Source organism: Amycolatopsis sp. 2-15, from assembly GCF_030285625.1.
GTDB lineage: Bacteria > Actinomycetota > Actinomycetes > Mycobacteriales > Pseudonocardiaceae > Amycolatopsis > Amycolatopsis carbonis.
This window is the reverse complement of the sequence record NZ_CP127294.1, coordinates 8742314-8756909: the sequence shown is the minus strand read 5'-3', so window position 1 is coordinate 8756909 and position 14596 is coordinate 8742314. Positions and strand designations below refer to the sequence as shown.

Below are 14596 nucleotides of genomic sequence, written 5' to 3'. Positions count from 1 at the left end.
CGAGTGGCTGTTCAACAGGCGATGCTGGAAGAGCTCGAGGGCATCACCAACCCGCCGATCGACGACCTGCTCGAAAAGGTCTCCTCGAAGTACGCGCTGGTGATCTACTCGGCCAAGCGCGCGCGTCAGATCAACGACTACTACGCCCAGTTGGGCGAGGGTCTGCTGGAGTACGTCGGCCCCCTCGTGGAGCCGGGCCCCCGCGAGAAGCCGCTGTCGATCGCGCTGCGCGAGATCCACGGTGGTCTGCTCGAACACACCGAGGGTGAGTGACACCAAGCCCAGGATCGTCCTGGGCGTGGGCGGCGGCATCGCCGCCTACAAGGCCTGTGAGGTCCTGCGGGGCCTCACCGAGTCCGGGCACGACGTCCGCGTGGTGCCCACCGAAGCCGCGCTGAACTTCGTCGGCGCGGCCACCTTCGAGGCCCTCTCGGGACACCCGGTGCACACCGGGGTGTTCACGGAGGTGCCCGAGGTGCAGCACGTGCGCGTCGGCAAGGAAGCCGACCTCGTGCTGATCGTCCCGGCGACCGCCAACCTGCTGGCCAAGGCCGCGCACGGCATCGCCGACGACCTCCTCACCACGACCCTGCTCACCGCCCGGTGCCCGGTCGCCTTCTTCCCGGCGATGCACACGGAGATGTGGGAGCACCGGGCCACGCAGGACAACGTGGCGCTGCTGCGGTCGCGCGGTTTGGTCGTGACCGAGCCCGCCGCCGGTCGCCTCACAGGTGTCGACACCGGCAAGGGCCGGCTGGCCGACCCGGCCGAGATCGTGGACCTGGCCCGCCTGCTGCTCGACGAGCCCCGCGCGTTGCCGCGCGACCTCGAGGGCCTGCGCGTGGTCGTCTCCGCGGGCGGCACGCGGGAACCGCTGGACCCCGTCCGTTACCTGGGCAACCGTTCGTCGGGCAAGCAGGGTTTCGCGCTCGCGCGCGTGGCCGCCCAGCGCGGTGCCGACGTGACGTTGATCGCGGCCCACACCGTCGAGCTGCCCCAGCCCGCCGGCGCGCACGTGGAGCGCGTGTCGAGCGCGGAGGAGCTGCGCAAGGCCGTGCACGCGGCCGCCGCGGACGCCGACGTGGTCGTGATGGCCGCCGCCGTCGCCGACTTCCGGCCGGCCACCAGGGCCGATTACAAGATCAAGAAATCTGACGACTCGCCCGACCCGGTGATCACCCTCGACCGCAACGCCGACATCCTCGCCGAGCTGGTCCAGGGCCGGCGCGAGGGCCAGACGGTGGTTGGGTTCGCCGCAGAGACGGGCGACGAGCACGGCAGCGTGCTCGACCACGCGCGCACGAAGCTGCGGCGCAAGGGCGCCGACCTGCTGGTGGTCAACGCGGTGGGCGACGGCAAGGCGTTCGGCACGGAGGACAACTCCGGCTGGCTGCTGGCCGCCGACGGCACCGAGCAGGAGATCTCGCTCGGCGCGAAGGCGCGGCTCGCGGCCACAGTGTGGGACGCTGTAACAAGCTTGCGCGAACGTCGACTCCAGCACTAGGCCTTCTGGGTAATGTAGGGCCGTGTAAGGGGTACCTAAGTTCGCGGGTACCGAGCCGAAACCGAGGGAAGTGACGAGGTCGTGACTGCGTCCACCAAAAGGCTGTTCACGTCGGAATCGGTGACCGAGGGCCATCCCGACAAGATCTGTGACGCCATCAGCGACTCGATCCTCGACGGCCTGCTCACCAAGGACCCGCGCAGCCGGGTCGCCGTGGAGACGCTCATCACCACGGGGCAGGTGCACGTGGCCGGTGAGGTGACCACCGAGGCCTACGCCGACATCCCGACCATCGTGCGCGACGTGATCCTGCGGATCGGCTATGACTCGTCGGCCAAGGGCTTCGACGGCAATTCGTGCGGCGTCAACGTCGCGATCGGCTCCCAGTCGCCGGACATCGCGCAGGGCGTCGACACCGCGTACGAGTCGCGCGTCGAATCCGACGAAGACGAGATCAACCGCCAGGGCGCCGGCGACCAAGGCCTGATGTTCGGCTACGCCTGCTCGGACACGCCCGAGCTGATGCCGCTGCCGATCGCGCTGGCCCACCGCCTGTCGCGCCGGCTGACCGCGGTCCGCAAGGACGGCGTGCTGCCGTACCTGCGCCCGGACGGCAAGACCCAGGTCACCATCGAGTACGCGGGTGAGCAGCCCGTGCGCCTCGACACGGTGGTCGTGTCCACGCAGCACGCCGACGGCATCGACCTGGAGCAGATGCTCGGCGTCGACGTGAAGAAGCACGTGGTGGAGCCGGAACTGGCCGAGCTGGGCCTGGACACGTCGAGCACCCGCCTGCTGGTGAACCCCACCGGCCGCTTCGTGATCGGCGGCCCGATGGGCGACGCCGGGCTGACCGGCCGCAAGATCATCGTCGACACCTACGGCGGCATGGCCCGCCACGGCGGCGGCGCCTTCTCGGGCAAGGACCCATCCAAGGTCGACCGCTCCGCGGCGTACGCGATGCGCTGGGTGGCGAAGAACGTGGTCGCCGCCGGGCTGGCCGGGCGCGTCGAGGTCCAGGTGGCCTACGCGATCGGCAAGGCCGCGCCGGTGGGCCTGTTCGTGGAGACGTTCGGCACCGAAACGGTGGATCCGACGAAGATCCAGGATGCAATCAGCGAGGTCTTCGACCTCCGTCCGGCCGCGATCATCCGCGACCTCGACCTGCTGCGCCCGATCTACGCGCCGACCGCCGCGTACGGCCACTTCGGCCGCACGGATCTCGACCTGCCGTGGGAGAGCACCGCGCGGGCCGACGCACTGCGTTCGCTCGCGGGCGCCTGAGTTTCCGGCTGTCCTGTTGTTCGTGAAGGGCACGCCGAGGGAATCCGCTTCCCTCGGCGTGCCCTTCACGGCTTTCCGGCGGCAGCCCGCTCGACCCAGCTGAGTGCCGCACCCCAGTGTGGCGTTGGTTGCTCCATCCATGCCCCCGCCGCCGCCCTCAACGGAGGCGCTCCGCGCCCAACGCACCGAACGCCGCATTGGGTGCGTTGGGCGCACCGGACGCCGCATTGGGTGCGTTGGGCGCACCGGATGCCGCATTGGGTGCGTTGGGCGCACCGAACGCCGCATCGGGTGCGTTGGGCGCACCGAACGCCACATTGGGGCGTTCTGGCGGTGGGACCGTCGGCGGGGTCTGGTAGAGATCTCGGGGTGAGCAGTTCCGAACCCGCCCCGCTGTGGGACCTTCCGGAGCCTTCGCGCTCCGCCTCGGAGCCGAAGGCCTCCGCGCCGCGCGCCCGGAAGCCGGCCGCCGGTGCCGGGAAGGCTGCGGCGGCCCGGAAAGCCGGGCCGCGCAAGGGGGCGCAGCAGCCGGCGCCCGAGCTGCCCGTGGCGAAGATCGTGGTGGACATCCCGCTGGCGCACCTGGACCGGACGTTCGACTACCAGGTGCCGGACAAGCTGCACGAAGCCGCGGTGCCGGGCTGCCGCGTGCGCGTGCGGTTCGCGGGACAGCTCGTGGACGGTTACCTCCTGGAGCGCACGGACACCACGGAGTACGAGCGGAAGCTGGCGTACCTGGAGCGCGTCACGTCGAGCGAGCCCGTGTTGCCGCCTTCGCTGCACGCCGTGTGCCGGTCGGTGGCCGATCGCTACGGCGGCACCCTGTCCGACGTGCTGCGCCTGGCTCTACCGCCGCGGCACGCCAAAGCCGAGGCCGAGCCTGCTTCGGAGCCGGCGCCTCCGCCGGAAGTGCCGGACGTGTCGGCATGGTCGAAGTACCAACGGGGTCCGGCGTTCCTGGACGCCGTGGCCGACGGTAAACCGGCCAACGCGGTGTGGCAGGCGCTGCCGGGCGAGGACTGGCCGCGCCGGCTCGCGGAGGCCGCGGCGGTGGCGGCGTCGTGCGGCCGGGGCGCGGTGCTCGTGGTGCCGGACCATCGTGACCTCACGCGGGTGCACGACGCGTGCGTAGCGCTGATGGGCGAATCCTCGGTGGTCGCGTTGATCGCCGGGCTCGGGCCGGCGGAGCGGTACCGGCGCTGGCTTGCCGTGCTGCGCGGCGGCGTCCAGGTCGTGGTGGGCACCCGCGCGGCGATGTTCGCACCGGTGGCCGACCCGGGCTTGTTCGTGGTGTGGGACGACGGCGACGACCTGCATCTTGACCCGCACGCGCCCTACCCGCACGTGCGCGACGTGCTCATGGACCGCGCGCACGCCACGAAGTCGTCGCTGCTCGTGGGCGGTTTCGCGCGGACGGCGGAGGCGCAGCTGCTCGTGGAGTCGGGCTGGGCGCAGGCCGTGCTGGCCGACCGCACCGAGCTGCGCGCGGCGGCCCCGCGCGTGACGCCGGTGGGGGAGGACTTCGACGTGGCCCGCGACGAGGCCGCCCGCGTCGCCCGCCTGCCCGCGGTGGCGTTCGAGGTGGCGCGCCAGTCGTTCGCCGCCGGCCTCCCGGCTCTGGTCCAGGTGCCCCGGCGCGGCTACGTCCCGGGCTTGGCCTGCGGCAACTGCCGCACGCCCGCGCACTGCCGCCGTTGCGCCGGCCCGCTGGCGCTGCCCGGCGGCTCGGTGGACGGCGCGCCGAAGCCGCCCGCGTGCCGCTGGTGCGGCGTGCCGGAGACCGCGTTCCGTTGCCAGGCTTGCGGTTCGGTGCGGCTGCGCGCGGTGATCGTGGGCGCGAAGCGGACGGCGGAGGAGCTGGGCCGGGCCTTTCCCGGCATTCCCGTGCGCACTTCAGGCGCCGCGGAGGTCCTGGCCACCGTGCCGGGCCACCCCGCGCTGGTGGTCTGCACGCCCGGCGCCGAACCGGTCGCCGAAGGCGGCTACGGCGCCGCCCTGCTCCTCGACGGCTGGGCCCTGCTCGGCCGCCAGGACCTGCGCGCCGCCGAGGAAACCCTGCGCCGCTGGATGGCCGCCGGCGCCTTGGTCCGCCCCGGCGCTTCGGGCGGCCGCATCGTGGTCGGTGCCGAGGCCGGTCTGTCCGTGGTCCAGGCCCTCGTCCGCTGGGACCCGGCCTGGCACGCCTCCCTGGAGCTCAGCCAGCGTCGCGAACTGGGCTTCCCGCCCGCCATGCGCATGGCCAGCGTCGAAGGCACGCCCGACGCCGTCGCCTCCGTCCTCGACGACCTGCCCCTGCCCGACACCGGCGAAGTCCTCGGCCCCGTCCCCCTCGGCGACTTCGACCCCGACGGCAACACCTCCCGCGAACGCGCCCTGGTCCGCGTGGCCCGCCCGGAGGGCAAAACGCTCGCCGCCCTGCTCCACGACGCAGCGGCCCGGCGTGATGCGCGTAAGGCGGCGGAGCCGGTGCGGATTCAGCTGGACCCGTTGGAGCTGATCTAGCGCGGTTTGGGTTGGTGGGTGGACGGCTTTGTCCTGCACCGCGGCTGCGCGGTCCGGCGTAGCTCGCTGAGGGGCAACGCGATCTGAGGTGTTCCACGACGCGGCGCAGGACGCGCGTAAGGCGGCCCGAGCCGCCAGCGGCTCCAACTGGATCCGATCTAGCGCGGCTTGGGTTGGTGGGCGGGCGGCGTTGCCCTGTCTGGCGGCCGCGCGGTCTGGCGGTGGTGGTTGTGCAGGGGCAGCTCGGTCTGCCGTGTTCCACGGCGCGGCGGCCCGCTGGGATGCGCGTAAGGCGGCCGAGCCGGTCCGCGTTCAGCCGGATCCGCCGCAGCCGATCCAGCACCGCTCGAACCGGCCAGGGTGGTGCAGTCCTTTCCTTAGCCCGGAGCGGAAGCCGCCGGACGACGGCCGAAACGCCGAGCTCGCCGATGTTGTCCGGACCAATACAGCCTTCGACCCGTTTCGTTTCGGTCTTGATCGGGCATGTGGAAAGCGGTCGGGGGAGGGCCCGGCGGGATGAAGCACGCCCGCGGCACTGCTCCGTGCGCGCGCCGGGACTGCTCCTTTCGCTGGCTGCGCGCTTCCGCCGGGTCCCCCTACGCTGGAGGCGCGATGTTCAGGACCGATCCGCGCGACGCCGACGGCTGCCCGTCCGGCGAAGGGGAACCCGCGGCCGAGGCGACGATCCGGGCCGCCGAACCGACCGACGTCAAGGCGCTGAGCATCGTGCTCGGCGCGGAAGAGTACTTCGCCGACCGGCTGGCGCGGCAGGCCGAGGGGCTGGGTGTCCTGTTCACCGCGTGGTGGGCGGATCGGCCGGTCGGGGACCTGTACCTGTGGCTGGAGGACGCCGAGGAGCCGCCGATCCGCAGCCGGCTGCCGGGCGTCCCATTGCTGACGCACCTGGAAGTGCTGCCGGCGGCGCGCAACCGCGGGGTCGGCCGGGCGCTTGTTCGCGTGGCCGAGGGCCGGCTGGCGAGTCTCGGGCACCGGCGCGCCGCGCTGGCCGTGCGCACGGACAACGCGGACGCGGCCCGGCTGTACCGCCGCCTGGATTACCGGGACTGGGGGCACGGCACGGTCGTCTGCTACGCCGAGCACTTCCTCCCGGATGGCCGAACCGTGTCCGAAGCCGAGCTGTGCCACGTGCTGGTGAAGACCCTCTGAATCAGCTCCGCAGCACCAGGTCGGCGATCCCGAGGACCTGGAACGCCGTGTCCACGTCGCCGTTCACGTGCCCCTCGTGCAGGTTGGCCACGTGCTCGCACCACGTTTCCCGGTCGTCCTGCCACGCTCGCAGGTAGTCCGCGCACAGCTTCGGCGTGATCATTTCCTCGTTGCGGCGCAAAGCCGTACGCAGCGCTTCGGTCATGTTGTCGCGTCTGTCGAAATCCAGCCCGGCCGCTTCGGAAACCTGGAGCAGCGCCGTGCGGATGAAGTTCCGGCGGACCTCGAGGAACCTCGTCCAGTAGCTCTCCGTCGCGGCCGACAGACCGAGGCCCTGGTCGAGCAGACCGTAGACGCCCTCGGCGAGCGTGTCGCCCAGCTCCTCGGACTCGGCGCGGACCTGGTTGTACGGGTCGTACTCCGCCTGGTGCGCGCTCCCGGTGAGCGCGGTCGACCGCAGCCCGCTGTCGCCCAGCAGGAAGAACCAGTCCTCGTTGTAGAGGTCCGGGAAGAACGAGTCGAAACACCGCTCGCCCACGACCAGCGCACCGCCGCCGACGAACGTGTCCTGCCGGCCGCCCGACTCGCGGTAGGCGTGGCACACCACGGAGTTGTCCGGCATCCCGGTGTTCGTCAGGCCCACGGCCGCGTGATCGCCGAGCAAGCCCGCGGCCTCGCGCAGGTCGGCGGGCCGGGGCAGGGTGATGTCGTCGTCGAGGAACAGCACCCGCTGCCAGCCCGCGAGGCCGGCGACGAGCAGGCCCAGGTTGCGCTTGAGGCTGGTGTCGGCGCCGCGGAGCAGCTTGTGCTCCCGCAACAGCCGAGACGCGGCGAAACGGGGCAGGACGCCCGGCGGGAGACCGTCGGTGTCGATCGCGAAGGCCCGCACCCGGGCTTTCTTCGCCGCCAGCACGACCCGGTCGGCGCTCGCCTTTTGGCTGCACAGCAGCAGCACCGGCGCGTCGAGCTCTCGTGCGATGGTCCAGGTGTGGTCCAGCGCGTGCTCGTCGCGGCCGTTGGGCACGACGATCGCGTCCAGCTCGGCCTGGGGAGTCCGCCCGGCACCGACCTCGGCCAGCAGGCGCCGGTGGGTGGTGTGCTGCGCCGGCGCTCCGACGGCAGTGGTCATCTCAGCTCGTTTCTGGCCATTCGTGCAGCCGGTGCTCCGCCAGCGTCCAGTCGGGGGTGAGCCCCTGGTTGTTGAAGATGGGCACGCGGCTGATGATGCTGAAGGAGTCCGCGTGGGCGAATCGGGCGTCCAGGTGGGCCTGGTTGCGATCGCGGAAACGCGGGTCGGTCAGCGCTCGCACGGCTCCGAGGGTTCCCCGGCCGTACATCCCGTTGCACACGGTGACGGTGCGTTTGCGGTTGAGCGGGTTGACTCCGTGGTAGAAGAGCGCGACGTCCGCGACGAGGTTGCCATCGAATGACGTCTGAGCGTTGAAGCGTTCGGTCGTGCCGTCCGTGCGGGTCACTTCGAAACTGCCCGGCACGTCCTCGCCCGGGCCGCCTCGGCCGATCTGCCGCACCGGTGCGTCGATCAGGTTGAGCAGCTCACGGGTCTGCGGGTTGAAGTCGACGCCGCCGAGCAGCACGAGGTGCGCCGTGTAGTCCTTCGGGCGCAAGGGGACGCGGGGGTTCGCGGTGCGGAAGGAGACGTTGCTGGTGGGGTTGCAGGCCCGGATGTGGCCGTACAGCTCGATCAGCGCGTCCGGGTCGGCGTAACTGAAGAGCCGCGAGTAGTCGGGGCTGGCGGGATCGGCGTAGCCGATCCGCATCTCTTCGGGCAGCTGCGCGTCGACGATCACGACGTCTTCGTTCGGCGGGAACCGCCAGACGTTGCCGGGCGCGAACTCGGCCGAACCCGTTGCCTCGTGGGAGCCGCCGCGCCGCTCGGTCAGCTCGGCGAGCAGGTCCTCGCGCCGGCGCTGCTCCTCGTCGGTGAGCTGCTCGGCCGCCAGCAGGCGGAAGGACGGCCCCTCGATCGAGCGGCGGGTGGCGAAGAACGTGGCGTACGCGTCGAGCCGCAGCATGGGGGGTGACACCGGGTTGCTGGTGTTCTCCCACGACGAGAGCAGCGTGTTGCTCACCCCGAACACGTCGGCGAGCTGGCGTTGGGTGATCTGCACCCCGGGCCAGGTCTCCTTCCGCAGCGCGCGGAGGCGTCCGGCGAGGGCGGGGCTCGGCTGGGACACGACTTCAGACCTTTCAGTGAAGTCCACTGGAACGCGAGTGACGGAGATTGTACACGGAGAGTGCTGGGTCGGCCTGAGAGACTCGACGGAACGGGTCCGGGCGGGGGATTGAGGGGTTGTTCAGTTCGTGGATCGGCAAAAGTCTTAGGGAGAACTTAAGTCTAAGGCTCTGTTCAGGTTCAGTCGCAGCCTTTATAGTTCGATCTATGGAAGTCTACTGAATTTCAGGAACCACCTGAACAGGGGGTCGGCCATGGACACCACCGTTCTGCACGTGCCACTGCATCGAGCGATCGTGGTGGTCGACATCGAAGGGTCGACCACCCGCACCAACCCCGCTCGCGCCCGGCTGCGCGCGATTCTGTTCGACCTGCTCGACGAGGCGTTCCGCGCCGGCGGCATCGCGGAGGGGTTCCGGGACCCCTTCGTGGACCGCGGTGATGGCGCGTTGTGCCTGGTCCGGCCGGTCGACGAGGCGCCGAAGACGGTCCTGCTCGCCGAGGTGGTACCCGCACTGGCGGAGCTGCTCGCGCGGCACAACGCCGAGAGACCCGGCGAGGCCTTCCGGCTGCGGGTGGCGATCCACGCCGGCGAGGTGCACTACGACCTGCACGGCCCCTACGGCGAGGACGTCGACCTCGCCTGCCGGCTGCTCGACGCCGCCGAGCTTCGGCGCCGGCTGCGCACCACCGACGGGCCGCTCGCGCTGGCGGTCTCCGAGGCCATCCACTGGTCGGTGGTCCGCCACGACTACGACGGCATCGACCGCGCCGCGTTCACCGACGCGTTCCACGTGCGGGTGGGCGGCAGGCGGATGCGGGGCTGGCTCCGCACCGCCGACTGGGCCGGGGCCGGCAGCCCCAGGACGGGGCTCACCGCCTGACGAGCCGGAGGTGACCCGTGGAGACGACCGGATTCTGGCCGGCGCTGGGCGAGGCCGACCGCGGCAAGGTGGCGGAGCTGGCGGTCCGCCGCAGCTACCGCCGGGGCGACGTGGTGTGCCGCGAAGGCGACCGCGCCGCGGTGGTGGTGCTCCTGCTCTCCGGCCACGTCCGGATCACCAACGCGACTTCCGACGGCCGCGAGATCGTGATCGCCGTGCGCGGCGCGGGCGACGTGGTCGGCGAGCTCGGCGCCATCGACGGCGGCCCGCGGTCGGCGACCGTGGCGGCGCTGGACGACCTCGACGCGCTCGTTCTGCCCGCCGCCCGCTTCGCCGCGCTGTGCCGGCGCGAAGCGGCGATCTCCTGGGCGTTGCTGCTGGTCCTGGCCGACCGGCTGCGCGACATCGGCCGGCAGCGGCTCGACGTCGGCGGCGGCACGATCACCCGGCGCGTCGCGGCGCAGCTGATGCAGCTGGCCGTGCAGCACGGGGTGCGCCGGGGCGACGACATCGTCATCGCGATCCCCGGCACGCAAGCGGAACTCGCGACCACCGCGGCGGTTTCGCGCGAATCGTGGGCCCGGGTGACGCGGGAACTGCGCCGGCTCGGCGTACTCAGCACCGCCCGCGGACAGGTGGTGATCCACCGGTTCGCGGAACTGAGCCGGCTTGCCCGCTGAACTTGTCCGAACGTCCTGGCCGGCGCGGATTTGCCTGCGCCACGGCCGGTTCGGTGGTGTGCGGCTGGGGATTTCCCCGTGTCGTGGGAATTTCTGTGCGGTCGACGCCGAGCTCGGTCGGGAATGAGGTCCGTGATTTTCTCCCGAACGTGTCTCCAGACACAGATTTCCCTGCCCCGCAGGGGAATTCTGGAAGCACGCACCCACCACGGAGGTAGTCATGGACCCGTTTCTTCCTGCCCCGCAACCGATCCGCTGGCGTCGTGGGGTCTACGCGGCCGCGATCGTGATTCCGTTCACCGTGCTCCAGCTGTGGGCGCTGCTCGTGCTCCTGAGCGTCGCTGACCTCAGCGGCCTTGTCGCACAAGCGGTTCTGGTGCTCGTACTCGGCTCGGTCATCTCGCTCGCCGTCGGGTGGCGCTGGGCCTGGCGCCTGGGTTCCGAACGCCGCCGCGCCCTCGAAACCCGCCGCGAGTTCGAGGCCTGGCGTGATGCCGCACGCGAAATCCCGCCGGTCGAACGGATCGGCGCCGGGCGAGGCCGTCGATGAACGCGCTGGCGGCCGCCGCCACCGAAACCGGCCCGGACACGTCGACGGTCGTGCTGGTGCTCGCCCTCGTCGTGTTCATCGTCGCGGTCCGGGTCGTGCGGCGGATCGTCGGCTTCGTCGTGAAGATCGCCGCGTCGGCCGCCGCGCTCGCCGGCGTCGTCATGGCGGTCGGCGGCCTCGGCGGACTGACGACGCTGGCCGTCCTCGCGCTTCAGTAGGTCGTCTTCGTTCTCCTTGGCACACCACGATTCCCGGGCGGCCGGGAACCCGGTCCCGCACACGGCGGGGACCGGGTTTTCTCTTTTCGGTGGCAGACTCCGCCCGACCAGCTCGCCGGCCCGCACAGCGTTCGCCGGTGGCAGCCGCTCAGCCGGCCAGCTGCTTCTTCACCTCTGCCGCGACCCGGCCGCCCTCCGCGCGCCCCGCCACCTTCGGCTGCACCGCCTTCATCACCGCGCCCATGCCCGCCATCCCGGAAGCGCCGGTGCTCGCCACGGCGTCCGTCACCAGGGTCGCCAGCTCGTCGTCCGAGAGCTGCGCCGGCAAGTAGCCCGTGAGGACCTCCGCCTCGGCGCGCTCGCGGTCGGCCGATTCGGCGCGGCCGGCGCCCGCGAACGCTTCGGCGGCGTCGCGGCGCTTTTTCACCTCGCGGGTGATGATCTTGCGCACCTCGTCGTCCGAGAGCTCGCGGTGGGTGTCGCCCGCGGTTTCCTCGTAGCCGATGGCCGAGAGCGTGAGGCGCAGGGTCGCGGAGCGGAGCTGGTCGCGCGCCTTGATGGCGGTGGTGAGGTCGTCGTGGAGGGTCTGCTTGAGCGTGGTCATCCCCCGATCCTGGCACCACCGCCGCGGCGACGCGCGGGTCTTCTAGACTCGACCGTGATGTCCAACCAGTACGAATCGCTTCCGGAGGTGCGGTGATGAGGCTCGTTTTCGCCGGTACCCCCGAACCCGCGGTGCCCTCGCTGCGCGCTCTGCTCGAATCCGGCCGCCACGAGGTCGTCGCGGTGGTGACGCGGCCCGACGCCCAGGCCGGGCGCGGCCGCCACGTCGTGCGCTCGCCCGTCGGGGCGCTCGCGGACGAGCACGGCATCGAGGTGCTCACGCCCGCGCGCGCCGGGGACCCCGCGTTCCTCGCGCGCCTGACGGAGCTGGCGCCCGACGCGTGCCCCGTCGTCGCGTACGGGGCGCTGCTGCCGCAGTCCGCGCTCGACATCCCGGCCCACGGCTGGGTGAACCTGCACTTCTCGCTGCTGCCCGCGTGGCGCGGCGCCGCGCCGGTGCAGTCGGCGATCCGCGCGGGTGACGAGATCACCGGCGCCAGCACGTTCCGCATCGTCAAGGAGCTCGACGCGGGGCCCGTCTTCGGCGTCGTCACCGAGAAGATCGGCCCGGCGGACACCTCGGGCACGCTGCTGAGCCGGCTCGCCGAGTCCGGCGCGCACCTGCTGCTGTCCACCATGGACGGCATCGAGGACGGCACGCTGCGGGCCGTGGAGCAGGCAGGCGACGGCATGACCTACGCGCCGAAGGTGACGGTCGAAGACGCTCGCGTATCGTTCGCGGACCCGGCCGCGGCCGTCGACCGGCAGATCCGCGCGGTGACGCCGGAGCCGGGCGCGTGGGCGGAGTTCCGCGGCGAGCGCTTCAAGCTGGGGCCCGTCACGGTCGTCGACGAACCGGGCCCGCCGCCGGGCGAGCTCGTGGTCGAGCGCAAGCGCGTGCTCGTGGGCACGGCGACGAAACCGGTGCGGCTGGGCGAGGTCCAGGCATCGGGCAAGAAACGGATGGCGGCCACCGACTGGGCGCGCGGTACACGGATCGAAGAGGGAGAGCGCCTGCGGTGAACGAGCGTGGGGAACGGCGGCCGTCCAGGCCGCAGCGGGGCCGGCCGGCTCCGCGCAAAGAAGGACCGCGCCGTCCGCCGGAGATCGATCCGGCCCGCCAGGTCGCGTTCGACGTGCTGCGCGCGGTGCGCGAGAAGGACGCATACGCGAACCTCGTGCTGCCGCAGCTGCTTCGCGAACGTCGCATCACTGGCCGCGACGCGGCGCTGGCCACGGAGCTCACGTACGGCGCTTCGCGGGCCCAGGGCCTGCTCGACGCCGTGATCGGCGCCTGCGCCGAGCGGCCGATCGAGAAGACGGACCCGGTGGTACTCGACGCGCTGCGCCTCGGCGTCTACCAGCTGCTGCGCACGCGCATCCCGGAGCACGCGGCCGTCGGGTCCACTGTGGACCTCGTCCGCGCCGAAGCCGGTTCGTGGGCAACGGGATTCGCCAACGCGATCCTGCGCTCGGTGTCCGCAAAGGACGAACAGACCTGGCTCGACGAGCTGGCGCCCGACGAGGCGACCGACCCGATCGGCGCCTACGCGATGCGCACGGCGCACCCGCGCTGGGTCGCGCGGTCCTTCGCGGAAGCGCTGGGCGACAAGGGCGCGGAGCTGAAGGCGGCGCTCGAAGCCGACGACGCCCGCCCCGAGGTGCACCTGGTCGCGCGCCCCGGCGAGATCAGCGCCGACGAGCTGGCCGCGATCACGGGCGGCGACGTCGCCCCGTACTCGCCCTACGGCGTGCGCCTGCCCGCCGGAGCCGGTGACCCGGCCGACGCCGAGCCGGTGCGCGAACGCCTCGCCGCCGTGCAGGACGAGGGCAGCCAGCTGTGCGCGATCGCCGCCACAGAGGTGCCGACCGAGGGCTCCGACGAACGCTGGCTCGACCTGTGCGCCGGCCCCGGCGGCAAGGCCGCGCTGCTCGGCGCGCTCGCGGCGATCAGCGGTGCCCGGGTGGACGCCGTCGAGAAGGCCCCGCACCGCGCGAAGCTCGTGGAGAACACCACGCGCGGCTTGCCTGTCACGGTGCGCGTCGCCGACGGCCGTGAGTCCGGCCTCGAACCGGGCTACGACCGCGTGCTCGTCGATGCGCCGTGCAGCGGCCTCGGCGCCCTGCGCCGGCGGCCGGAAGCCCGCTGGCGCCGCAAGCCCAGCGACGTCTCCGACCTGACGAAGCTGCAGGGCGAGCTGCTCACGGCCGCGCTGGACCTGGTCCGGCCGGGCGGTGTGGTCACCTACGTCGTGTGTTCGCCGCACCTCGCCGAGACCGAGGGTGTGGTGGGCGAGATCGCCCGCCGCACCAAGGCCGAGGTCCTCGACGCGCGCGAGTTCTTCCCGGGCGTGCCGCAGCTCGGCGACGGCCCGTACGTGCAGCTGTGGCCGCACCGCCACGGCACCGACGCGATGTTCTGCGCCACCCTGCGCAAACCGTGAGGGACCTCGGCCTGGTCGCGAGCTCGTGCGGTGGGCTGGACAGCCGGTTCACCGCCGAGCTCGCCCGCCCCGCCGCCACGCGCGGCTGGCGCCTCGCGGTCACGCTGACGCCCGTCGCCCACCGCTGGCTGGAGGCGACGGGCGGGCTGACCGAGCTGGCCGCGACCACCGACCTGCCGGTCCGCGCTGTCTCGCGCCTGCCCGGCGAGCCGCGCCCGCACCCGGACCCGTCGGTGTTCCTCTTCGCTCCCGCGTCGGCCAACTCCCTGGCCAAGCTCGCCCTGGGCATCGCCGACAACCAGGCGCTGACCCTGCTCGGCGACGTCCTCGGCGCGCCCGGGATCACGATCGTGGTGGCCTACCAGATCCAGGACACCCGGGTGCACCACCCGGCCTGGCAGCGCCACCTGGACACGCTGAAGTCGGCCGGCGTGCGCCTCCACCGCCTGGATCCCCGGCGGCCGTGGTCGGAAGTCCTGGACCTGCTGCCCGGCGCATGACCCCAATGCGGCGTTCGGTGCGTTGATCGCAACGAACGCCACATTGGGGTGTTCGGGGCAGGGTGA

15 protein-coding genes are annotated in these 14596 nt (G+C 72.1%); 12 read left to right on the top strand and 3 right to left on the bottom strand.

All coding sequences use genetic code 11. From position 1 onward, the window contains the following. The first annotated feature begins 21 nt into the window (after window positions 1–21). The 5 genes from rpoZ to QRX50_RS43160 all read left to right on the top strand — a co-directional run bounded on the left by rpoZ (window position 22) and on the right by QRX50_RS43160 (window position 6457). A complete protein-coding gene (rpoZ, locus tag QRX50_RS43180) occupies window positions 22–273 on the top strand; it encodes a DNA-directed RNA polymerase subunit omega (RefSeq protein ID WP_220247522.1) in 252 nt (83 codons plus the stop codon). Then, the gene (gene coaBC, locus QRX50_RS43175) at window positions 266–1504 is read left to right on the top strand and encodes a bifunctional phosphopantothenoylcysteine decarboxylase/phosphopantothenate--cysteine ligase CoaBC (RefSeq protein WP_285968850.1); all 1239 of its coding nucleotides are present in this window, start codon (window positions 266–268) and stop codon (window positions 1502–1504) included. The genes rpoZ and coaBC overlap by 8 nt, the downstream gene beginning before the upstream one ends. Window positions 1505–1585: 81 nt before the next feature. Beyond that, window positions 1586–2788 carry a methionine adenosyltransferase gene (metK, locus tag QRX50_RS43170; protein ID WP_285968849.1) on the top strand — a complete coding sequence of 401 codons (1203 nt, stop codon included), beginning with the start codon at window positions 1586–1588 and terminating at the stop codon, window positions 2786–2788. A 369-nt stretch (window positions 2789–3157) separates the two neighbouring features. Then, the gene (locus tag QRX50_RS43165) at window positions 3158–5290 is read left to right on the top strand and encodes a primosomal protein N' (protein WP_285968848.1); all 2133 of its coding nucleotides are present in this window, start codon (window positions 3158–3160) and stop codon (window positions 5288–5290) included. 612 nt (window positions 5291–5902) lie between these two features. Continuing rightward, on the top strand, window positions 5903–6457 hold the full coding sequence (locus QRX50_RS43160) for a GNAT family N-acetyltransferase (protein ID WP_285968847.1): 555 nt from the start codon (window positions 5903–5905) through the stop codon (window positions 6455–6457). A 1-nt stretch (window position 6458) separates the two neighbouring features. Here QRX50_RS43160 and QRX50_RS43155 read toward each other — a convergent pair whose 3' ends face one another. Then, entirely contained in the window at window positions 6459–7586 is a 1128-nt protein-coding gene (locus tag QRX50_RS43155) for a hypothetical protein (RefSeq protein WP_285968846.1), read from the bottom strand. 1 nt (window position 7587) lies between these two features. Next, window positions 7588–8652 (bottom strand): helix-turn-helix domain-containing protein, encoded by a 1065-nt coding sequence (locus QRX50_RS43150; protein WP_285968845.1) that lies wholly within the window; start codon window positions 8650–8652, stop codon window positions 7588–7590. Window positions 8653–8905: 253 nt separating this feature from the next. On the opposite strand from QRX50_RS43150, the gene QRX50_RS43145 reads away from it, so the two are divergent. The 4 genes from QRX50_RS43145 to QRX50_RS43130 all read left to right on the top strand — a co-directional run bounded on the left by QRX50_RS43145 (window position 8906) and on the right by QRX50_RS43130 (window position 10983). Then, complete coding sequence (locus tag QRX50_RS43145) at window positions 8906–9535, top strand: nucleotidyl cyclase domain-containing protein (RefSeq protein WP_285968844.1); 630 nt, start codon at window positions 8906–8908, stop codon at window positions 9533–9535. A gap of 17 nt (window positions 9536–9552) precedes the next feature. Then, window positions 9553–10215, top strand: a complete 663-nt coding sequence (locus tag QRX50_RS43140) for a Crp/Fnr family transcriptional regulator (RefSeq protein WP_285968843.1) — start codon at window positions 9553–9555, stop codon at window positions 10213–10215. A 220-nt stretch (window positions 10216–10435) separates the two neighbouring features. After that, window positions 10436–10765, top strand: coding sequence for a hypothetical protein (locus QRX50_RS43135; RefSeq protein ID WP_285968842.1), 330 nt, complete (start codon window positions 10436–10438; stop codon window positions 10763–10765). Then, window positions 10762–10983: a hypothetical protein gene (locus QRX50_RS43130; protein WP_285968841.1), complete on the top strand. Its 222-nt coding sequence runs from the start codon at window positions 10762–10764 to the stop codon at window positions 10981–10983. The genes QRX50_RS43135 and QRX50_RS43130 overlap by 4 nt, the downstream gene beginning before the upstream one ends. A 148-nt stretch (window positions 10984–11131) precedes the next feature. Here QRX50_RS43130 and QRX50_RS43125 read toward each other — a convergent pair whose 3' ends face one another. After that, a complete protein-coding gene (locus QRX50_RS43125; RefSeq protein WP_285968840.1) occupies window positions 11132–11587 on the bottom strand; it encodes a GatB/YqeY domain-containing protein in 456 nt (151 codons plus the stop codon). 95 nt (window positions 11588–11682) lie between these two features. On the opposite strand from QRX50_RS43125, the gene fmt reads away from it, so the two are divergent. The 3 genes from fmt to QRX50_RS43110 are packed head-to-tail and all read left to right on the top strand — an operon-like array spanning window position 11683 to window position 14530. Next, a complete protein-coding gene (gene fmt / locus QRX50_RS43120) occupies window positions 11683–12609 on the top strand; it encodes a methionyl-tRNA formyltransferase (protein ID WP_285968839.1) in 927 nt (308 codons plus the stop codon). Then, window positions 12606–14030, top strand: coding sequence for an RsmB/NOP family class I SAM-dependent RNA methyltransferase (locus QRX50_RS43115; protein ID WP_285968838.1), 1425 nt, complete (start codon window positions 12606–12608; stop codon window positions 14028–14030). Before fmt ends, QRX50_RS43115 begins: the two co-directional genes overlap by 4 nt. Next, window positions 14027–14530: a flavoprotein gene (locus QRX50_RS43110; RefSeq protein WP_285968837.1), complete on the top strand. Its 504-nt coding sequence runs from the start codon at window positions 14027–14029 to the stop codon at window positions 14528–14530. Before QRX50_RS43115 ends, QRX50_RS43110 begins: the two co-directional genes overlap by 4 nt. The last annotated feature ends 66 nt before the right edge of the window (window positions 14531–14596 follow it).